Genomic DNA, 20364 nt, shown 5'->3' with positions numbered 1-20364 from the left:
TGGCCTTGCTCAGTTAGTGTGCGCCGCAGTACATTCATTATTCATCATACCGCAGCGGCGGACCGCATCCTTCATTATACATTAAATTGAGGATCAACGTGTTGGCGGATTTCGCTGCGAAGCTGGTCGACGGTCAGCCATTCCTCGTTGGTGCCTGAGTTGTATTTGAAACCCTCAGCCACGCGCTTGCCGTCGAACGCCGACAGGTAGTCGTCGATGCTCCAGGTGGGCGTTGAGGGCGTAATTACGTAATAGCGGTCCGTCTCGATGGTGTTGAGCGAATCCGTTTCGGTGATCATCTCTTCGTGCAGCTTCTCGCCGGGCCGCACGCCCACCAGTTTCTGCTCGCAGTTGGGCCCGATGGCCGTGGCCAGTTCGGTAATGCGGTACGACGGGATCTTCGGTACGTAGATTTCGCCACCCCAGGCGTGTTCGAGTGCATAGAGCACCATCTCGACGCCGTCTTCCAGCGAGATGTTGAAGCGCGTCATATCGGGGTGAGTGATGGGCAGCACGCCGTCTTTGCGCTTTTCCAGAAAAAACGGCACCACCGATCCCCGCGAGCCGATTACGTTGCCGTAGCGCACCACCGAAAACCGCAGATCACGCGGCCCTTTCATGTTGTTGGCGGCTACAAACAACTTATCCGAGCACAGCTTGGTGGCTCCGTAGAGGTTGATGGGCGCGGCGGCTTTGTCGGTCGAGAGCGCCACTACGCGTTGCACACCCGTGTCGAGCGCGGCGTTGATCACGTTTTCAGCCCCGAACACGTTGGTTTTGATGCACTCCATCGGATTGTACTCGGCGGCGGGCACCTGCTTGAGGGCCGCCGCGTGGACGATCACGTCGACGCCTTCGCAGGCACGCTTGAGGCGGTCGGCATCGCGCACGTCGCCAATGAAAAACCGGATGGCCTTGTACTGACTATGCGGAAACAGTTGGCTCATTTCAAACTGCTTCAGTTCATCGCGCGAGTACACGATCACACGTCGCACGTCGGGGTAGCGTTTGAAGATCGTCTCGACGAATTTCTTGCCGAACGAGCCCGTGCCGCCGGTCACAAGAATGGATTTATTGGTAAGATCAAGCATGGAGATCAATGTACAATGTACGATGCATAATGTACAATGAAGCGATGCGCAGCATACTGGCGCAGAACGCGACTATGCATGGTGCATCGTACATTGTACATCAAATTTTTATCCGTTTGAAGGCATCAACGTAGCTTTTGGCGCTGGCGTTCAGGACACGTACCTGCATGGCCTGCGCGTAGTCGCGGAGAATTTCGTAACTGAAAAAGGCTTTAGACAACGACGCAAACTGGGCCGACATCCGCGAGGTTTCCTTCTTAACAACGTCGTAAATCGGGATGTGAGTGGCGTCGCCGGGTTTGTCGTAGAAATGTTCCTGCTTCATGAGCAGTTCGTTGGTGTCGGTAATCCTGATTTCTTCATGCCATGAATGGTCGGCGCCAAACAGGTAGATCTCCCGAAACCGGCGCGTAATGGCCAGATACAGCGACGCCGCCAAGATGTTCTGTGATTGCGGCATGCCCCACCCCTTCCGAAACACGAAGTGCCGAAACCAGGCATAGCCCCGCACCACGGTGTAGTTGTAAAAGACTACCCGCACATTGGGGTGCTTTCGGTGTAACTGAGCCACCAGATAGCTGTTGCGCGCGGTCTGCGGCACAAACAGGTTCATGGGCCACACCGTCAGGTTGATCAGGCAGCGAATGGTCTTTTCGACATCTTTCCGACCATTGTTTTCCTCGCTATACAGGAAAAACGCCGGATCGAGCAGGGCGTAGTTCTGGGGTTGTAACTGGGCATATTCGGCCGACGACGCAAAATTGTTGACGCAGTACAGCTCGGTTTCCCGAATAAAAGCCAGGTCCGTTTCGAGCGATTGCCGCAGCGACGGACCGTTGCCCAGAATGGCGCAGACGGGCCGCTGAGGGGGTAGAATATCGACCGAGAAACGGGATTTAATCAGCACTTTCAGCACCGAAGCCACCGTGTTGATCAACACACTGACCTGCGCACTGAACGCATTAACAAGAGTTTCTAGCATGAAAAACAGCCGGGCCGTGGCTCGGCCCGCTGCAAAGGTCGCTATCTATTGGCAAACCCGGAAGTGTGTCTTTGGTCTCTTTCTCATTCTGAACAGATCAGACAGAAATATCCTGACAAAGAATCTATGCTTAGCAGAGCGGCGTAAGTGGACACGACAATACGCTAAACTCAGCGCCATGACTACGATCGAAAAACTGTTTGACCGTTTCGACAAACTAGACACGCGTATTAACCGATGGCTGGTTGCGAATAGCATCGGTATTCTGCGGGTATGCATGGGTTTGGTTTTTCTTGGCTTCGGAATTCTAAAATTCTTTCCGCACATCAGCCCAATCGAAGATCTGGCAACGCGTACGACCACCACGTTGACGTTGGGTGTGTTCACAGGGCATAATGCCATGGATTTTGTGGCCGGGCTGGAATGCGCGATTGGTGTGTGTTTTCTGAGTGGCCGCTTTTTGCGCGTCGGCGTCTGGCTGATGGCCCTTCAGATGATAGGTGCTATGTCGCCGTTGCTAATTTACCCCGCCGAACTCTTCCCTGGTCCACTGCATGCCCCTACACTGGCAGCGCAGTATATCATCAAAGACATTATTCTGGTAGCGGCCGGGATGGTCATCGCCTCTACCTGGACAGGCGCTCGAATTGTTGCCGAACCGACCCGTATGTTAACCAGTTTACGCCGACGGGCTCCGAAAATTCACCAAGCTGCTAAACCAGCAGCTTCTTATTGAGTCGGCTTGCTGTTTGGCTGTTTTGTGCATTACGGGGTCAGCGATTCATCAGGCACAATAGATTAAGTACAAAAACGGACTACTTCGACACCTACACCTCGTTGCTACAGACGGCTGTGGCTTCCAGTTCCAGGCGGAGGCCATAGTGTAGGGTTGGCACGGGTACCACGGCGCGGGCGGGTTTGTGTGGGCCAAAGAAGGCCATGTACAGGCGATTTATTTCGGTCCAGTCGTTGATGTCGATGACGTAGATACGTACCTGTAACACCTGATCGGGGGCGCTGTGAGCGGCTGTCAGGATCGCGTTCAGATTTTCTAAAACGGCCTGTACCTGCCGGGCCAGGGGCGCGTCGATGAGTTTTTCGCCGGACGGCAACACGGGTAACAGACCAGATACGTAAACCAGACCGTTGTGGGTGACGGCCTGCGAATAATGCCCGCCAGCGGGGGCGGCATCGGGGGTTTGGATAAACATCATGATGGAAATAACGGGCAATTAATATGCCTACGGTGAGGTTAGCACGGACCTATTTAGAGGCAAATAGCATAAAACACCCGTTTTTATGTTCGAAAAATCCATCTGTCTTTGTCCGATTCGTAGTTTGGTCTGTAACCACCGCTCAACGGCGGGGTCGTTTCCATGATAATTCGCTCTACGCTACTCGTACTCTGCTTGCTGACGGCCTGCGCCCCGCGTTATAAAGGGCCCGTTACCGATCATTTCAATGGTAAAAAGTTTGTCAATACAGGCCCGCCAGTGGAACGGCAGGGGGGCCTGCTCAAATGGCTGCTGCACCGCGACAAAGGCCCCTGGCTCGACAATCCCGACGCGCTACCGGGCCCTAAACCAGCAACCTGCGTTCCGGGCGACAGCGTGGTGATCACGTTTGTCGGGCATTCCAGCTTTCTGATTCAGACCGATGGCCTCAACATCCTGACCGACCCGGTCTGGAGCGACAAAATCGGGCCTACGAAGTGGCTGGGCATCAAGCGCCGCCGCCCACCGGGGCTGCGTTACGAAGACCTGCCGCCCATCGACGTCGTGCTACTGAGTCACTGCCATTACGACCACCTCGACCTGGGTACGTTGCGCCGACTAGCCAGCGACTTCTCGCCGCAAATGGTAACGCCGCTGGGCGTGTCGTACCTGCCGAAAAAAGTGGGCGGCAAAACCACGCGTGAACTCGACTGGAACGACCGGCTGGAGCTACTACCCAATCTGACCGTGACCGCTACCGAGGCCCGCCACTTCAGCAATCGGGGCATGGGCGACCGTGATCGTACGCTCTGGGCGGGGTACCTGCTGCATACCCGGTTTGGCACGATCTATTTTGCTGGCGATACGGGCTACGGCGATCTCTTTCCGAAAATAGCCCAGAAGGCTGCGAGCAGTGAAAGCGGGGCTATCAAGCTGGCGATGCTGCCGATTGGCTCCTACCGCCCCACCTGGTTCATGGCGCCAGTGCACATGTCGCCCATCGACGCGGTGAAGGCGTTCAATGATCTGGGGCGGCCGCAAAGTGTCGGCATTCATTTCGGCACGTTCCAGCAAGGCGATGACGGTCTGTTTGAACCCCAACAAGACCTAACGAAGGAACTACTCAACCAAAAAATTCCCCTCCAGCGGTTTACCGTACCGACAGAGGGGAAAGCAATGGTATTCAAGAAATAGGTACAATGTTCAACGTCCAAGGTCCAAGGTTGGCTGACGCCAGTGTAGTACGCGTCAGCCAACCTTGGACATTGGACGTTGAACATTGTACCTATTTTACCTTTCCAGCTTGAAGCCGGCGTCGACGACGGGGCGTTTGGGTTCGTTGGCGACTTGCCAAGCCGTCACGTACATCCAGCGGGTCATGTTGGCGAGCTTGGCGTAGTCGATGCGGGCGGGCTCGTCGCGGGGGGTGTGGTAATCGGGGTGCAGCAGCGTCGTGAAGCAGATCGCGGGTACGTTGGCGCGGGCATAAGGCAGGTGATCAGAGCGGAAATACCAGCCCTCGGGGTGGTCGGGCCGATCCCAGAGCGTGTCGAGCTTAAATTTCGCCGTAGCCCCATTGGCCGCCATCGCCATATTGACCAGGTCGAGCGAATTGCGATGGGGTGGCTGTGACCCAAGCAGTGCCGCACTATCCGGCGCATTTCGGCCCATCATCTCGCCATTCAGCACCGCCGCGATACTCGATTTAGGCACCGTTGGGTGGTCGACAAAATAACGCGACCCCAGCAGCCCCCGCTCTTCCGCGCCGTGGAAGACGATCAGTAGCGAGCGCTTGCCCGGTTTTTGCGCAAAGGCCCGGCCAATCGCCAGCGCCGCCGCACAGCCCGTAGCGTTGTCGTCGGCGCCGTTATAGATGGAATCGCCCGCCACGGCCCGGCGAATGCCATCATGATCCTGGTGAGTGCTGATCAGCACGTATTCGTTTTTCAGCGTCGGGTCGGTACCGGGTAATTTCGCTATAATGTTCACCGACGGGTAGCTGAAGCTTTCTACATTGACCACGTTGGTAAACTGCTGATTGGGCTGCTGCACCATCGGCAATGCTTTGGCAGGTAGCCACAGCAGCGGAGCCTGCGAAAAGACACGTGTGTTGGGACCGCCCGGCAGGTCATAGCGCCCCATTTCCATGGCGCTGCTCCACCAGTTGTAGATAGCATCGGCCCGGCTGTCTGATACAAAGAGCGTAGCCACGGCACCCGCTTTCACGAACTCGGCGGCGCGGCGGTTCATGGTCGACAGCATAAACCGGCGAAAACTTAGGTCGCCCGGTGGATTTCCCGAAAACAGAATCGCCACCGCTTTGCCTTTCACATCCACCTTCGCCATCTCCTCGGGCGAGCCCGTGCCAACATACACCAGCGGCGCGTCGACGGAGGCTATGGCCGGGGCCAGCGCAATCACGTCGGGGCCGTACGTCAGCGCTTTACCACCTACTACAAAGCGGCTCGTTTCGCTCACGCGGGTACGTTGAATGTGGAAAAACTGGAAATACGTGCCGTCGTCGCCACCGGGTTGCAGGCCCATTGCCCGCAGTTGCTCGGCAATCCAGGCAGATGCTTTCAGTTCATTGAGCGACCCCGCCACGCGGCCCTGAAAATGGTCGTCGGCGAGTTTGTAGAGATCGCGTTTGAGGTCGACTTCGCGGATAGCCGCCCGGTTGTCGGCAGGCAGTTTCTGGGCTAGGGCGGCAGTCGATAACAGCGCCAGCCCCAACGCCAGTTGCCGAATGCGTTGAGTGAAGTGAATCACGGAAAAAAGTCGGTTAGTTAACTTTCTAAAGTACTGACTTTCGCTCGCCAATCCGCTTTTTTGGCGTAAAAAAGCAGGAGCCAGACAACTGTCTGGCTCCTGCCCGATTGGTGAGGCTGTACCTTATTGTTGGATAATAAACCGGAGCGTGGCTGGTTTCCAGCCGTCGGGGGCAATGTTGATCAGGTATAGGCCGTTGGCGAGCTGCCCTGTATTTAGTCGGAAGGGGGCGGCTGGAGCAGCATTTAGTTGAAGCTGTTGTAGGGATCGGCCTGCCAGATCGGTTACACTCAGCCCGACCGGTTGGCCAACCACCGCGCTGAGGTCGATCAGCACGTGGTCGCGGGCCGGGTTGGGCCACAGGTTAAAGGCCGCCGTTGTGGGTTCGTCGACAAAACCGATCCGGCCACCCACGGGACAGGTCGTTTCGGTGATGCTCCACTGCTGGTTGGTGCCGGTTGTAGCCGCCGACTGGATAATGTCGCCCCCTTCGTTGGTATTGAATCCCCGCACGTCGATGCGTTTACCCGAGTTACGGTTCGTGAAGGTGTAGAAGCCTTCCGTATTGCGTACGACGCTCCACTGCTGGTGATCGCCTCCCCAGAATGTCCACTGGTGGAGCAGCGTCCCGTCGGCCGTTGAGTAATTGGGCACCTCGATCGACTTGCCGTTATGCTGCACCGACACCCGGTAATAACCGCCGTCGATGGGATAGAAACGCCATTTCTGCCAGGGTCGATCCGTGTTGGTGTTCTGCCGAATGTTCACGCCATCGTCGGGCAGTCCGGAGGGTACGTTCAGGACTTTACCACTACTGCGTGACTGAATCCGGTAACACTTGGCCGGATCAATGACGGCCGTGGGCTGGGCTACGGTGGTCGAACTGCCGCCCGTAGTGGTGCAGGCTCGTTCTTCGATCAGCCATTGCTGCGCGGTGGTACCGTTAGGCGTATACTGAACGACCATCCCGCCTTCGGTCTGATTGCTGTTCTGCACGTCGAGCGCTTTACCCGAGTGGCGGGCCGTGATCTGGAAGTACCCTTCGGCGTTGCGCTGGAGCGACCAGTGCTGGTTACGGCTATACACCCCATTCGAACTCCACTGTTGCAGCCCCGCCCCATTTTCGGGCGACGACCACCATACGTCGAGCACCTTATCGCTATGCGCCGCTACGATCTGGTAATAGCCATTATCGATGGGTTCAAATTTCCACCGCTGCCAATCCTGGTTGGCGTCGGTGCGCTGCCGAACGGCACCCCCGTCGTCTTTTACACCATTCTCGACACCCAGCACCCGGCCACTCACCCGCGAGTAAATCCGGTAGCAGGTATTGGGCACTACGCCCGTCACCGATAGGGGTGGCGGCGTCGAGCCTGCAGGCGTTGCGCTGATCTCCACGCCGCCCGTCCAGGCCGAACCACGGCGAGTATAGACCCGAAAATAATACGGTTGACCAGCCATCAACTCCGTCACTGTCAGGGAAGTCGCCACGCCTTGGTACAGCACCTTCCCGCCGAAAAACTCAGCGCTGTTGGCCGTGAAGCTGCTATTGGCCGTATAGGTTGGCGCATTGGGCCGATCGGTAAAACCCGAGCCGACTTTGCCCACAACCAGTACATTGTCGAACGAGATCGTCGGGTTGGTCCAGTTCAGCCGTACCGCATTGGTGAGCGGTGCGGCAGTCAGGTTGGTGATGGCCAGGCTTGGCGAGTTGCAATCCGGGTAAATCCGCACCGAATCCTGCGCGGTGAGGCCACCCGCATCCGTGACGTTCAGCGTAATCAGATAATAGTAATCTTCGCCATCGCAGCCTACGGGGGAGATCACCACGGTTGGTGACGCCTGATTGATGACCGCTTCCCGGTGCTCGTGGTTATTGTGGTGTAGCCGCACCTGCCAGGCGTAGGTGAGCGTTTCGGGCGACTCGTCAGCGACGCTGGCCGTGAGCGTGTAATTGCTGGCTTTGTCGAGGGCATACTTGCTGTTGGCGACCGGGCTGGTGATTCGAGCCGTGGGGGCGGCGTTGTTGAGCGACACCTGAAACGACTTGCTGTCGCTTAGCCCTTTGCTATCCCGCACCGTCAGCTGCACGGTGAAGCCTTTGCCGGGCAAGCTGGCAAACACCTTTACGGGGCTGGCCAGGGTTGAACTGGTGCCGTCACCGAAATCCCAGGCATACGTGAGCGCGTCGCCATCAGGGTCGGTCGAGGCGCCTGCGTTGAACGTCACACTCAGCGGCGACGTACCTGTCAGCGACGTAGTTGTTGCCACGGCCACCGGGGGACGATTGCCGCCATAGCTGATTTTCATGACGCTGCCCGCGAAGACATTCACGTAATACAGCGCGCCGTCGAGCGGGTTGTATTCCACATCCACGATGCTATTGATACCCGTTGAGGCCGACAGAAAATCACGTACCTGCGTCACTTTGCCATCGGGCGAGAGCGTGGCCGCTTTGATCCAGTTGGTACCATAATCGGCAAAGAAATACGTGTTTTGCCAGGCGGCCGGAAACGCCGGGTTAGCCGGATAGTAAGCCCCGGCGGTAGAACAGTTGCCGGGAAACGGCGTACCAGCCACGCCGCCAGCCGCTCCCAGCGGCGTAGCCGTGGGCGTATTGCCGTTGAAGGTAGGCGTACGGGCTATTGCTTCGCCATGTCTCCAGTCGAGGGCGGGCCGGCTATGGAAGTAACGGCGCTGTAAACCGGGCAGCGGAGTTGTGCCGCAAGGGCTTGTCGCCACCACGGTTCCTGCGGCAGGGCTGACCTCGTCGCGAAGCAGATCGGCGAAGGTCAGATATGGCTTTCCACAGGACGGATCAGGGTTGGGCTCATCGCGGTTCAGCAACGTCTGCGCAGCGTTTGTGTAGCCCGTTTGTGGTGTAATCCCCTCAAACAGCGGCCAGCCTGCGTTTTCCCCGCCCGTCCGGATCACGTGCAGATCTTCCCATTGATCCCAGCCCACATCGCCAATAAGCAACGTACCTGGGTTACCGTCGGCCGGGTTGGTGCTGCCCGTACCGGGTTGTAGCGTCATCCGGTAGGGATTGCGCAGACCCAGTGTCCAGACGCGCGACTTCGCCGACCGTGGATTGGCCGGATCGTAGTACGGATTACTGCTGAGCCCATCGCCCGTATTAGGGTCGAGCCGCAGCACTTTACCGCACAGCGAAGTAAGCATCTGCGACCGGAAAGCCCCGACGTTTTCGTTGGGCGTCATGATGGTATCGGCCAGTGCAGCCTGGTAGTAAGTCTCGGGAGCAGAGCCTTTGTCGATACTGGTAAAGCTGGCATTATCGCCAGTCGACAGGAGTAGTGAGCCATCGCGCCCAAATACAATGGTGCCACCGGCATGCGACTGGTGCGTGAGCGGCACGCCCGTCTTTTTGCTTTCGCCCAACAGCAGCTTTCGGGTGTTGTAATCGGCGCTGACGGTGCCGCCCGAGGTCACCAGCTTATACCGGGTCAGGCGGCCAATGGTGGCATTGTAGTAGTCATTCCGATTAAGGTCGTAGTCGGCCCGGCCACCGTTGAAAAGTTGGTATCGGTCGACGACGTAGAAAAAATAAGCAAACCCGTTCTGCTCGAAATTCGGGTCGAGCGCCACGCTCAGCAGCCCGAAATCGCCCCAGTTACCCACCTCATTGACTAAGTTGATAACCGGTGTGGCTTGTTTCACATACTGCGTTCCGTTCCAGACCGACGCCCACAGGTAGCCGTCTTTAGTCCAGACAAACTGATAGCGGCTGTCTTTGCTGAAAACAATGCCGATTGGTATGGTATAACCATCCTGTGCTTTGCTATTGTTGAAGCCGGCAGGCAGCGTTTGCCCTGGGGAAACGGGCACATCACCAAACCAGCAAAGCAGACTGATTACAAGGCTAAAAGCTACGTTATGTCGCTTAGCAAACGGCGTAGACATGGTGTCAGATAACAACGGGAGTTAGGGGATAAAGCCGTCCAGAAGTGTCTGGGATAGCCATCCTCCTGTTGACGTGGTTACTGCGTTTCGTCACCAGTCGGGCACTTCGCACGTTACTTTCCGTCGCTTTTGTTATTGGACGTGCAGGTTGTCCCGTTGAGGCAGTCAGCCGAACATTCGGCCCGCGGGTTGGTTCGGTGAGAAACAGACACAACGAAACCAATGGCACAGTCCTATCCGCAGACGATTCTGCAAAACACGCTTCATGCACTCGGTAAGGCCGACGCCCAACCCGCCAGCGGAGCCGATCTGATCCGGGAATGGCAATCGGCTCTGAAAAATGCCGATGGTACCGAAACCGTCAGCCAGCACCTGACCGACCTGTATGATGAGCTGCTGAACCCCACGCCCGATAGCCACCGGGTAAAGCATCACCTGAATGCACTGGCGGCCCAAACGCAATCGCTGGCCCGATCGGCCGACGCCGACATGACTGATCAGTTGACGCAACTGGCCGAATCGCTCCGTTCGTTTGCAACCGATCTGAACCGCGTGGGCGACGATAGTCAACTGGCCGAAAACCAAACGGCCGATGGTACTATTTATGACCTTTACAACCCCGGCGACCGAGCTCAGAAGCTGTTCATCGATACCCTAGAAACCTTTTCGGCAGGACCATCGGGCGTTACGCCTGAGCAGGGTTCGGCCATGGTCGAGGATTGGATCACGGTGGTTCGCTCGGACGTGAGCACCCAGTGGATTGAGGCATCGCTCCTGCAATTGCGCGATGCGCTCGAAGCAGGCGACATGCGCACGACAGAGCGGCTCATGCGTGAATTGGCCGGCACCGCGCAGGAATATGCCAACAGCACACCCGACGGCCCCTTCAGCAAAGACCTGACAAACCTGGCAACCGCCCTAATCAGCTTCGCCGGACCGTTGAGCTAATGAATAATGTATGATGTACAATGTATAATGTATAATGGGCTGGCGCAAGAATGGAGACGCGCCAGCCCATTATACATTATACATTGTACATCATACATTATTCATTAGCTCACCTGGGCACCTCGACGCGCTGCACGAGTTGGGCAATTACGTCGTCGGGGGTAGCGCCCTCCATTTCCCGTTCGGGCGTCAGCAGAATACGGTGACGCAGCACGGGGGCGGCTAATTCCTGCACATCTTCGGGCGTTACGAAATCGCGGCCCCGAATGGTAGCCAGCGCCTTGGCGCTATTCAGGAGCGCAACGGCGGCCCGTGGTGAAGCGCCCAGATACAATGATTTGTTGGCGCGGGTACTTCGCACAATCTGCGCGATGTAATCGAAGAGGTTATCTTCCACGTGCACCTGATGCACCTTGCTGCGGAGGTCGGCCAATTGGTCGGCGGCCAGCACGGCATCAATCGCGTCGATGGCATCGGCCAGATTCCGGCGTTGATGGTGCCCGCGCAGGATATCGACTTCGTCGGCCTGATCGGGGTAACCCACTACGATTTTGAACAGAAAGCGATCCAGCTGCGCCTCAGGCAGGCGGTAGGTTCCCTCCTGCTCGATGGGGTTTTGCGTAGCCAAGACCATAAACGGCGGCGCCAGCGGGTACGTTGTCCCGTCGTTGGTCACCTGCCGTTCTTCCATCACCTCAAACAGCGATGCCTGCGTTTTGGCCGGGGCCCGATTGATCTCATCGATTAACACGAGGTTGGCGAAAATGGGTCCCGGTTTGAACGAAAACTCGGCCGTTTTCGGGCTGAATACCGACGTACCCAGCACATCGGCGGGCATCAGGTCGGGCGTAAACTGTACCCGGCTAAACTGCACCGAAATGGTCTTGGCCAGCAATTTGGCCGTCAGGGTTTTGGCCACACCCGGAACCCCTTCGATCAGTACGTGCCCATCAGCCAACAGCGCCGTGAGCAGCAAATCGAGGGTTTGGTGTTGCCCAACGATCACCTTACCCACCTCCGAACGGATGGCATCGATGGCCGTTTTCAGGCTTTGTAGGTCTACGCGGGTGTCAAACGGTTGTTCCATGCGGGGATTATCAATGTACAATTTACGACCTGATTCTGTGGCCAGCTTAGGTTACGTGGTCAATTTAGTATGCGCCGCCGCGTAGAACTGCTCGATGGCGGCGTTGAGTCGGAGCAAGTCAAATTCAGTGATCGAAACGGCCTGTTGAGCCTGCCCCAGCATCCGGACAAGCGTCTGCACCTGATCGAGTGGGACGCCGCTCTTGCGGGTGAGCGTCTCCGTAAAATCCGCGTCGAGGGCTTGGGTGTTGAGGAGGTATCGCTCGCGAATATCGGCCAGAAAGTACTGTATTTTCTTGCGGGCTACGTTATCATGGTTGGCCTGCTGGAAATACATTCGGCCTACCGTCTGCGCAAATTCCAGCGACCTGTTTTTGGGCAGTTCCACCACCGGGATAATGCGCTGGGTACGTTTCCCCGCAAAAAACACGTACAGAATCAGCCCCCAGAGCCCAATCAGGTAGGCCCAGTTGAGAGCCGGCTGCTGTTTGATGTAGCGCAACAGCGATTGTTCGTTTTCACCAAAACGTCCCTGTTTCTGGTACTCGTCCCAGATGGTCGGCTGGGCGGGCAGGAACGAAAACGCTTTGGCCATGTAATCGCTGGAAGCGGGCTGTAATGCGTAATAATTGGTAAACGCCAGCGGCAGGTTATGGATGTAGAACGTACCCCGGCCGTGCGGAACCTTCAGAAATACTGCCTCGTTGCGGGCGTTCCGAGCTAGTACAGTAATACCCGATTTGGGCTTTTTTACGATCAAAAAGTTACGCCCGTCGTCATGCTTGAACGTGTACCCCCCTTTCCGGACCAACGCGGGCAACACAAAATTAGAGCGCAGCGTCGAATCGGCTTTGAGCGGATTTTTCAGGTCAGCTTTGAAGCCCAACGCCCGGCTGAGTGTATCCGAAAATTCGTAGGCCGACAGAAAGGCCGTGTTGCCTTTGGCCACGTAGCGCAGCAATTCACGGGTGTCGAGCGTGCCCGCATCGAACGTCTGGCAAATAGCGATGTAGTTGCTGCGGGCGGGCAGTTGACTCTCCGTCAACAGGTTGTAGGGTGGCAGTCGCGTACTTTGCACCGACGATTGCCGCATCAGACTGGGTAACAGTTCGAAGGTCGCCTGGGCCCCGAACGGAATTTTGTCGTCGTTCTGGTACGTCGGATTCCAGTCGATGGGTTTGGGTTTGTAGTATTCAAACAACACAAACGCCACCACCGTAGCCAGCAGGATAACAATGTATTTGTTAGGACGCATTGAATTGGGTGAACGCCTGGCGAATTGAGTTAAAACGCGTTTCGTCGACGGGGAAGTCGCCGTACCACACGTATTCAAAATGGGTGGTCAACTGCTCGAAACCCAGCCGGGCGGGGTTGCCGGTTAGCTCATAGGCATACTGCCGGTTGGTTTTGTTGGGTTGCCAGCGGATCAGGCCGGTGTCGGTCAGGCGTTTGAGCGTTTGCAGATACAACAGCCGCACTGCCAACCGGTAATTTCGCCCGGCCACGGCCTCGTCGATCCGGTCGGCGAAGTTGATGGCATGAATGTCTTCGTCCAGCGTAGTGTAGTCGAGGCCCAGGTTGCGTGCCCGACCGGGAAACAGCCGGTTGAGCACCTGGGCTTTATACAGCAGCCAGACGACGAGCCCCGCGATGCCCACCATCAGCACATACTGCCCGACGCTCCGATAGGCTCGGGTCCGCAACAGTTCACCAACTTTCAGCCAGAACCACGCCCAGAACTGATCCCACAGGCTGGCCGTGGGCGGCACATCGTCGCCATACTGATAATCGCGACTGGAGCGCAGCTTGTCCAGCAAATCGGCATTGGCCGAACGTACCTGAACCGGCGCCTGATCGTTGGCGGCGGCATACGATGCCGTATCCTGACGTTCGTCGGCATCTTCCGGGGTAATCACCACCTGTTTCCCCTGCGCCGGGCCAACCTTCGTTGAATCCTGCGCCCATAATGGCGATCCCGTCACACAGAGCAGGCAGCAAAGAAAGACTCGCAGTTGACGCATTATACGTGAATTGGCAATAGGCATTGACCGTCGCTTCTCAATCAACTTAATACTCGCCTTCTTCTTCGGCCGCCCGGCGCACCGAAGCGGGCAGCTCATTGGCCGCTGGGTTCGTTGGCTGCCCAATGCGGTCAATGGCGTGGTCGAGGCTACTGCCTTCTTTCTGTTCAACCAGGTTAAAATACTGGACCGCCGCCGCCGTAGCCGATAACGACTGGAGTACGGACGTTCCCACCGAGCCAAAAGCGGTAACCAGCGTGGTGAGTATAGTGGCCTCTTTGAGCACACCGGCGCCAAATAAGCCGCCAACGATCCCGGCCGGGATCGTAAACACCATACTCATGATACCCGCCACGATACCCATAACCAACAGCAGCCCGGCTGTTGCCCACCAGTTGTCGGCGATGAGTTTGAAACTCCGGCTGATGGCCTGCCCCACGTCGGTCCGCTCAAATACCAGCACCGGCGTAGCGAGCGACAGCGCCACCATCACGTAGACACCCGGCAGGATAAGTAGCACAAACGCCACCGCCATGATAATGGACGACGCAATGGTGAGCATAATGCCTGACCCAATGAACCCTTGCACTTCGGCCCATACCTCGCTCACCTCAATTGGGCGGCCGGGGTTGCGGCGGTACAGATGAATGTAGGAATAGGTAACGAGGCTCACCAGCACGTACCCAATCAGTTGAAACGCAAGGCCGACCAGCGCCCCCCCCGAAAAGATACGGCCGTAAAAGTCAATGATCTGATCGGGGGTCTTGATTGACGAAGCCGAACCCAGCACACCGGCCTGGGCATAGCCTGAGATGATACCACCCACCAGCGCCACCGGCCCCACAATGTAGAGCAACGCCAGCCCCAGCCCCCGAATGTTTTCGGTCAGGAACGAGAACGTGATATTGATTTTTTCGCCGAAATCGCGGCGTTGTTCAAACGTGATCATGCGCAAAAAGGATGGATTGATAGGGATCTATAAGGGGCAGTTGAAGCCGTGTGTGTTTATGGAATCCAGTTTACCGGTTTGCCGCCCCCTTCCTGTTGAGTTGAATCGGGTAAAGGATGAAATACCAGATAATGAACGCCGCCGATGTTCCGATAATCAACAAACTTAGGATGGGCGGCAACGTGAGGCGCGTAACGAAGCTTTCCAGAAAGCCCGCCATGATGAAGATCGGTACCAGGCCAATCACGATTTTCAGGCCCTGTTTGGCACCTCGCTTGAAGGATTCCATCCGGGTGAACGTACCTGGAAACAGCAGGCTGTTGCCCATGGTAAGGCCCGCACAGCCCGCAATCACGATGGCCGAGATTTCGAGGGTGCCGTGAATCCAGATTTTGAGGAACGAGTCGAGCAGCAGGCCGCGCTCATAAAAAAACGCCTGAAACGCCCCCAGCATCACCCCGTTGTAGAACAGCAACATCACCGTGCCAATGGAAGCGACGACGCCCGCCACAAATGCCCGAAACGAAACGCCGATGTTGTTGAGCGTAATCTGGAAAAACATCGACGATTGGTCGCTCTTGCCATACACGCCCAGCGGATCACCCTTCTTGATATTTTCGAGGGTCATGTTCACGTACTCGTCGCCCAGGATGAGCCGCACAAAAGTGGGGTCGTTGAGCGCCGACAGCCAGCCGATGAAGCAGGCTACCCCAAACAGAATGGCCGATACGGCTAGTAACCGGTGCGACTGGTAGAACAGTGTGGGTAACTCGCGCGTCCAGAAGGCCACAAACCGGCCCCGTTCTTCGCGCCGGTTCTGCATCAGCCCCCGGTGCATCTGCGCGGCCAGTCCGTTGAGGTAGCGCGTCACATTGGCATTGGGGTAAAACGTGCGGGCATACGACAGGTCATCGGTCAGCTCCACATACCGGGCGGTCAGTTCGTCCGGGTCGGTTGTCGGGTTCTGCTCAATCTCAGTCCACTTGTCGGTATTCCGTTTTACAAAAGCGGCTTCACGCATGGTTGTCGTCGATTCTGAGGTTAATAGTACTGAAAAAAGGACGAAGTAGAAACAAAAACTTGTCGTTGGGCATTAGCTTCGCGTCGTCAGCCTATAGGCTTGTTGCCAGGTTTCGTATCTGGCTGCAGGCAGTTGTAGTCCTTTTTCGCCGCTAACGCCGAACGACCGCATGGCCATTGCAATCAACACCTCACAGAATGTACTGCTTGAGTATGAACCCGCCAGCATTGGTGACCGCATCCTGGCCACGGTCATCGACTATGTAGTGATCGCAGGCTGGGTGTTGCTGACGGCCATCCTGCCCGCCACGCTTTTAGGCCGCAACGGGCTCAACCAGACGATCGGCATTGTGTATTACCTCGTTGTGGTCGGGTTGCCCATTATTTTCTACGACTTCCTGTGCGAATGGCTCCTCAACGGGCAGAGTCTGGGCAAGATTGCGATGAAAATTCGGGTCGTGATGATGGACGGCAGCCAGCCGGGTATCGGGGCCTACTTGCTCCGTTGGCTACTCCGGCTGATCGACACGCGCATTTTTAGCGGCCTGGTCGCGGTGATCTGTGTGGCGGCCAACGGCAAAGGGCAGCGCCTCGGCGATATGGCGGCCGGCACGACGGTCATTCGGTTGAAGCCTAAAGTCAATCTCAGCGATATCACCTATTCGCAACTGCCCGACGATTACCGCGTCACGTTCCCCCAAGCCGCCCAGTTGTCGGATCAGGACATTCAGGTTATCCGCGAGGTGCTTCAGCGCGGATCGTCGGAGGCCGTGTTACGGGCCGCCGAAAAAATTAAAGACGTTCTTTCAATCACAACCAGCTTAGACAGCTATCAACTGCTCCACGCCGTTGTTAATGATTATCAATACCTGGCTATGCAGGATTAACGGAATGACTAATGGACGATGAACAATGTATAATGGATAGTGCGGTTCGCATTGGTCATTGTCCATCGTCCATTAGTCATTGTGCATTAAATACACATGCTTGACTCGATAAAATCGCTTTCCCAGCAATATGCCGCCGATGCGGTTCAGACCCGTCGGCACCTTCACGCTCACCCCGAACTGTCGTTCAACGAACGTGAAACCGCCCGGTTTGTCGCGCGTGAGCTTACTGCCCTGGGCCTTGAGCCGCAGGAAGGGGTGGCCGATACGGGCGTGGTGGCGCTCATCACCGGTACGTTGCCCGGCAATGAGCGAGTCGTTGGCCTGCGCGCCGACATGGACGCCCTGCCCATTCATGAAGCCAACGAAGTTCCCTACAAGTCGACGGTCGAGGGGGTGATGCACGCCTGCGGGCACGACGTACATACGGCCAGCTTATTGGGCACAGCCCGCATTCTGACCCAGCTGCGCGATCAGTTTTCGGGCACGATCAAGCTGGTATTTCAGCCCGCGGAAGAAAAAGCACCCGGCGGCGCTTCGCTGATGATCAAAGAGGGTGTGCTCGACAACCCACGGCCGGCGGGTATGATTGGGCAGCACGTCGCCCCCAACGTACCTGTTGGCAAAATTGGCTTCCGGGAAGGCATGTACATGGCCAGCACCGACGAAATCTACATGACCGTGCGCGGCAAAGGGGGCCACGCCGCCATGCCTGATAACCTCGTCGACCCGGTGCTGATCGCCTCGCACATTATCGTGGCGCTGCAACAAATCATCAGTCGCAACCGCCCGCCCGCCAGCCCGTCGGTGCTGTCGTTTGGGCGGTTCATCGCCGACGGCGTCACCAACGTGATTCCCAACTACGTGGAAATCGAGGGAACGTTCCGGTGCATGAATGAAGAGTGGCGCGAGAAAGGCATGGCGCAGATGCAGAAAATGGCCGAAACAATGGCCGAAGCGATGGGCGGCACCTGCGAATTTACCCGCGTGAAAGGCTACCCCTTCCTCAAAAACCACCCCGAGCTGACCCGCCGCCTACGTACCCAGGCCGAAGCCTACATGGGCCGCGAAAACGTGGTTGATCTGGATCTGTGGATGGCAGGCGAAGATTTTGCCTTCTACTCACAGGTGGTCGACTCGTGCTTTTACCGCCTCGGCACCCGCAATGAAGCCCGTGGCATTACCAGCGGTGTCCACACGCCCACGTTCGACATCGACGAAAGCGCCCTCGCCATCGGCCCCGGCCTCATGGCCTGGCTCGCCGTGCAGGAGTTAGGGGGAGTGTGAATGAATAATGGATGATGTATAATGAACAATGGGGCTGACGCGTGTTTTCTTGCGTCAGCCCCATTGTTCATTATACATCATCCATTATTCATTATACATGCTTCATTGTACAATCTCAGCCTTTCCGCTCAGCTTCTGGTAGAGTTGGCTGCCATCGCCGTAGAGAATATCGCCGATGCGCCAGTTGCCGTTTTCGTTTTGTAGGAGGAACGTAAAGGTTTTTTTCGCGCCCAGATTCGAGAACGTCACCTGCACTTCGGCTTCGTTGTTTTTGACCACAGCGGGCTGAATGATAAACTCTTTGATGTCGGTATCCTGCGCGTCGTAGAGCGGATCGGCATCGAGGCGCCCCAGCTTGCCCCGCGAGGTGCTTTTGGCATCGCGCCAGATCAGGTTGGCGAGTTCGGTCGTGAAATATTGCCGGATGCGCGTGCGGCTTTCCGACTGGTAAAACGGACTTTTCTGGGCATCGTGCGCCGCATACAGCGCCGCCACCACATCCTGCGCCGAGCGCGTCGGCATGGGCGGGTTGGCCGAGTTCGCAACGGTAGGCGCCGTGGGGGCCGTAACCGAATCACTAACCGCCGACGTACTGGCCGCCCGGCTCACACTATCGGCCGCAGCCTGCTGGGCCTGTTCGTTTTGAGGTGATGAACAGGCCACCATCCAACTTAATCCAGCGATTACATAAAAAGCACGAAAACGGGGCATACAGGTCAATAAGGTGGTATACAAACATACAAGCCTGATTCATTTGTTCTACGTCAGCGACGGCTGTATCGCGCCCATTTACTCTACGGCTAGTTACCCGTGAGGTGATAACTCACCCATTCAATAATAAATCTTCTTGATAATGTACCATAACCTGTTGTTTGTTGTTATAATTGTACGCTAAACAATAGTTGTTAAGCTAATTACCTTCATCAACAAATGAGCGACGGTAGCATCGGGGTTGGTTAGCCTCCGATGCTGCCCGTTGCTCTCTCCGGTATGGAAGCGATGCTTGTTTCGGACCCCGCTACAGAAGCGCTGGCCGTTGCCCAACACAATCAGCCCTCAGCAGATTTTCTGCCGCTCAACGGCACCGATTACGTCGAACTGTACGTAAGCAATGCCCGGCAGGCAGCTCATTACTTCCAAACCGCTTTTGGGTTTCAGCCACTGGCCCATGCCGGGCTATCGACGGGCCTCCGCGACCGCGAATCGTATGTCGTGGAGCAGGGCAAAATCCGGCTCGTACTGACCTCACCCCTCCACGGCGGCACTGATATTGGCGCGCACCTCGACAAACATGGCGACGGTGTACGCGTGGTCGCGTTCTGGGTCGACGATGCGACGGCGGCGTTCCGCGAAACCACTCAACGCGGGGCTGTGCCTTTTCTGCAACCAACCCGCGAAGAAGACCGCTTTGGGTACGTTGTCCGGTCGGGCATTCACACCTACGGCGACACGGTGCACCTGTTTGTGGAGCGCACCGACTACGCAGGCGTTTTCCTGCCGGGTTACGAAGCCTGGCAACCTGCTTATCAGCCTGCGCCGACGGGTCTGCTTTACGTAGATCATATGGTGGGCAACGTAGGCTGGAACGAAATGAACCAATGGGTTAATTTCTACGCCAACGTGATGGGCTTCAGCCAATTGGTCTCGTTTGACGACAAAGACATCTCGACCGACTACACCGCCCTGATGAGCAAGGTGATGAGCAACGGCAATGGCCGGGTGAAATTTCCGATCAACGAACCGGCCGAAGGCAAGAAGAAGTCACAGATTGAAGAATACATCGATTTCTACGGCGGGGCTGGTATTCAGCACATGGCCGTGGCGACCGATGACATTGTGGCTACCGTAACGGCCCTGCGCGACCGGGGCGTCGAATTCCTGCGCGTGCCCGATACGTACTACGACGACCTGAAAGAACGCGTCGGCGAGATCGACGAGGAAATCGAAACGCTGCGTCCGCTGGGTATTCTGGTGGATCGCGACGAAGAAGGGTATCTGCTTCAGTTGTTCACGAAGCCCATCTGTCCGCGGCCGACGCTGTTCTTCGAGATTATTCAGCGCAAGGGTGCCCGCTCGTTTGGCAAAGGCAATTTCAAGGCCCTTTTCGAAGCCATCGAACGCGAACAGGAATTGAGAGGAACCCTATAACGTTTTCACCACAGAGACACGGAGTGCGCAGAGAAAAATCG

17 protein-coding genes are annotated in these 20364 nt (G+C 56.8%); 6 read left to right on the top strand and 11 right to left on the bottom strand.

The features are described from left to right. Window positions 1-74 precede the first annotated feature (74 nt). Entirely contained in the window at window positions 75-1091 is a 1017-nt protein-coding gene (gene pseB / locus FAES_RS05650; RefSeq protein WP_015330236.1) for a UDP-N-acetylglucosamine 4,6-dehydratase (inverting), read from the bottom strand. Window positions 1092-1191: 100 nt separating this feature from the next. Continuing rightward, on the bottom strand, window positions 1192-2073 hold the full coding sequence (locus FAES_RS05645; RefSeq protein WP_015330235.1) for a hypothetical protein: 882 nt from the start codon (window positions 2071-2073) through the stop codon (window positions 1192-1194). A gap of 178 nt (window positions 2074-2251) precedes the next feature. Here FAES_RS05645 and FAES_RS05640 point away from each other — a divergent pair, with 178 nt between their 5' ends. Continuing rightward, entirely contained in the window at window positions 2252-2809 is a 558-nt protein-coding gene (locus FAES_RS05640; RefSeq protein WP_041258607.1) for a hypothetical protein, read from the top strand. Window positions 2810-2900: 91 nt separating this feature from the next. On the opposite strand, the gene FAES_RS05635 is transcribed toward FAES_RS05640, so the two are convergent. Beyond that, window positions 2901-3287, bottom strand: coding sequence for a RidA family protein (locus tag FAES_RS05635; protein WP_015330233.1), 387 nt, complete (start codon window positions 3285-3287; stop codon window positions 2901-2903). Window positions 3288-3449: 162 nt separating this feature from the next. Here FAES_RS05635 and FAES_RS05630 point away from each other — a divergent pair, with 162 nt between their 5' ends. Next, on the top strand, window positions 3450-4481 hold the full coding sequence (locus FAES_RS05630) for an MBL fold metallo-hydrolase (RefSeq protein WP_015330232.1): 1032 nt from the start codon (window positions 3450-3452) through the stop codon (window positions 4479-4481). A 96-nt stretch (window positions 4482-4577) separates the two neighbouring features. Here FAES_RS05630 and FAES_RS05625 read toward each other — a convergent pair whose 3' ends face one another. Further along, entirely contained in the window at window positions 4578-6056 is a 1479-nt protein-coding gene (locus FAES_RS05625) for a M28 family peptidase (protein ID WP_041257581.1), read from the bottom strand. Window positions 6057-6179: 123 nt separating this feature from the next. Further along, window positions 6180-9902: an RICIN domain-containing protein gene (locus FAES_RS05620; protein WP_229364430.1), complete on the bottom strand. Its 3723-nt coding sequence runs from the start codon at window positions 9900-9902 to the stop codon at window positions 6180-6182. A 297-nt stretch (window positions 9903-10199) separates the two neighbouring features. Here FAES_RS05620 and FAES_RS05615 point away from each other — a divergent pair, with 297 nt between their 5' ends. Beyond that, window positions 10200-10925, top strand: coding sequence for a hypothetical protein (locus tag FAES_RS05615; RefSeq protein ID WP_015330229.1), 726 nt, complete (start codon window positions 10200-10202; stop codon window positions 10923-10925). Between the two features lie 109 nt (window positions 10926-11034). Here FAES_RS05615 and FAES_RS05610 read toward each other — a convergent pair whose 3' ends face one another. The 5 genes from FAES_RS05610 to FAES_RS05590 all read right to left on the bottom strand — a co-directional run bounded on the left by FAES_RS05610 (window position 11035) and on the right by FAES_RS05590 (window position 16002). After that, window positions 11035-12012 (bottom strand): AAA family ATPase, encoded by a 978-nt coding sequence (locus FAES_RS05610; protein WP_015330228.1) that lies wholly within the window; start codon window positions 12010-12012, stop codon window positions 11035-11037. 51 nt (window positions 12013-12063) lie between these two features. Then, window positions 12064-13266, bottom strand: coding sequence for a DUF4350 domain-containing protein (locus tag FAES_RS05605; RefSeq protein ID WP_015330227.1), 1203 nt, complete (start codon window positions 13264-13266; stop codon window positions 12064-12066). Continuing rightward, complete coding sequence (locus tag FAES_RS05600; protein WP_041257580.1) at window positions 13256-14032, bottom strand: DUF4129 domain-containing protein; 777 nt, start codon at window positions 14030-14032, stop codon at window positions 13256-13258. The genes FAES_RS05605 and FAES_RS05600 overlap by 11 nt, the downstream gene beginning before the upstream one ends. Window positions 14033-14078: 46 nt before the next feature. Then, on the bottom strand, window positions 14079-14981 hold the full coding sequence (locus FAES_RS05595) for a DUF7847 domain-containing protein (RefSeq protein WP_015330225.1): 903 nt from the start codon (window positions 14979-14981) through the stop codon (window positions 14079-14081). Window positions 14982-15051: 70 nt separating this feature from the next. After that, a complete protein-coding gene (locus FAES_RS05590) occupies window positions 15052-16002 on the bottom strand; it encodes a stage II sporulation protein M (RefSeq protein WP_015330224.1) in 951 nt (316 codons plus the stop codon). Between the two features lie 169 nt (window positions 16003-16171). Between FAES_RS05590 and FAES_RS05585 the strand changes: the two genes are divergently transcribed. Together FAES_RS05585 and FAES_RS05580 are read left to right on the top strand one after the other, a co-directional pair. Then, on the top strand, window positions 16172-16888 hold the full coding sequence (locus tag FAES_RS05585) for an RDD family protein (protein WP_015330223.1): 717 nt from the start codon (window positions 16172-16174) through the stop codon (window positions 16886-16888). Window positions 16889-16984: 96 nt separating this feature from the next. Further along, on the top strand, window positions 16985-18175 hold the full coding sequence (locus FAES_RS05580; RefSeq protein ID WP_015330222.1) for a M20 metallopeptidase family protein: 1191 nt from the start codon (window positions 16985-16987) through the stop codon (window positions 18173-18175). Window positions 18176-18277: 102 nt separating this feature from the next. On the opposite strand, the gene FAES_RS05575 is transcribed toward FAES_RS05580, so the two are convergent. Beyond that, the gene (locus FAES_RS05575; RefSeq protein WP_015330221.1) at window positions 18278-18886 is read right to left on the bottom strand and encodes a DUF3828 domain-containing protein; all 609 of its coding nucleotides are present in this window, start codon (window positions 18884-18886) and stop codon (window positions 18278-18280) included. 288 nt (window positions 18887-19174) lie between these two features. Here FAES_RS05575 and hppD point away from each other — a divergent pair, with 288 nt between their 5' ends. Then, the gene (gene hppD, locus FAES_RS05570) at window positions 19175-20323 is read left to right on the top strand and encodes a 4-hydroxyphenylpyruvate dioxygenase (protein WP_374755359.1); all 1149 of its coding nucleotides are present in this window, start codon (window positions 19175-19177) and stop codon (window positions 20321-20323) included. Window positions 20324-20364: the final 41 nt, after the last annotated feature.

Source organism: Fibrella aestuarina BUZ 2, from assembly GCF_000331105.1.
Lineage (GTDB): Bacteria > Bacteroidota > Bacteroidia > Cytophagales > Spirosomataceae > Fibrella > Fibrella aestuarina.
Note: the sequence above shows the minus strand (reverse complement) of the source record. Positions and strands in the feature narration are given on the sequence as shown.

Coding starts and splice junctions, on each gene's coding strand:
- pseB (WP_015330236.1), bottom strand. CDS start 1,091: ATGCTTGATCTTACCAATAAATCCATTCTTGTGACCGGCGGCACGGGC.
- FAES_RS05645 (WP_015330235.1), bottom strand. CDS start 2,073: ATGCTAGAAACTCTTGTTAATGCGTTCAGTGCGCAGGTCAGTGTGTTG.
- FAES_RS05640 (WP_041258607.1), top strand. CDS start 2,252: ATGACTACGATCGAAAAACTGTTTGACCGTTTCGACAAACTAGACACG.
- FAES_RS05635 (WP_015330233.1), bottom strand. CDS start 3,287: ATGATGTTTATCCAAACCCCCGATGCCGCCCCCGCTGGCGGGCATTAT.
- FAES_RS05630 (WP_015330232.1), top strand. CDS start 3,450: ATGATAATTCGCTCTACGCTACTCGTACTCTGCTTGCTGACGGCCTGC.
- FAES_RS05615 (WP_015330229.1), top strand. CDS start 10,200: ATGGCACAGTCCTATCCGCAGACGATTCTGCAAAACACGCTTCATGCA.
- FAES_RS05610 (WP_015330228.1), bottom strand. CDS start 12,012: ATGGAACAACCGTTTGACACCCGCGTAGACCTACAAAGCCTGAAAACG.
- FAES_RS05605 (WP_015330227.1), bottom strand. CDS start 13,266: ATGCGTCCTAACAAATACATTGTTATCCTGCTGGCTACGGTGGTGGCG.
- FAES_RS05600 (WP_041257580.1), bottom strand. CDS start 14,032: ATGCGTCAACTGCGAGTCTTTCTTTGCTGCCTGCTCTGTGTGACGGGA.
- FAES_RS05595 (WP_015330225.1), bottom strand. CDS start 14,981: ATGATCACGTTTGAACAACGCCGCGATTTCGGCGAAAAAATCAATATC.
- FAES_RS05590 (WP_015330224.1), bottom strand. CDS start 16,002: ATGCGTGAAGCCGCTTTTGTAAAACGGAATACCGACAAGTGGACTGAG.
- FAES_RS05585 (WP_015330223.1), top strand. CDS start 16,172: ATGGCCATTGCAATCAACACCTCACAGAATGTACTGCTTGAGTATGAA.
- FAES_RS05580 (WP_015330222.1), top strand. CDS start 16,985: ATGCTTGACTCGATAAAATCGCTTTCCCAGCAATATGCCGCCGATGCG.
- FAES_RS05575 (WP_015330221.1), bottom strand. CDS start 18,886: ATGCCCCGTTTTCGTGCTTTTTATGTAATCGCTGGATTAAGTTGGATG.
- hppD (WP_374755359.1), top strand. CDS start 19,175: ATGCTTGTTTCGGACCCCGCTACAGAAGCGCTGGCCGTTGCCCAACAC.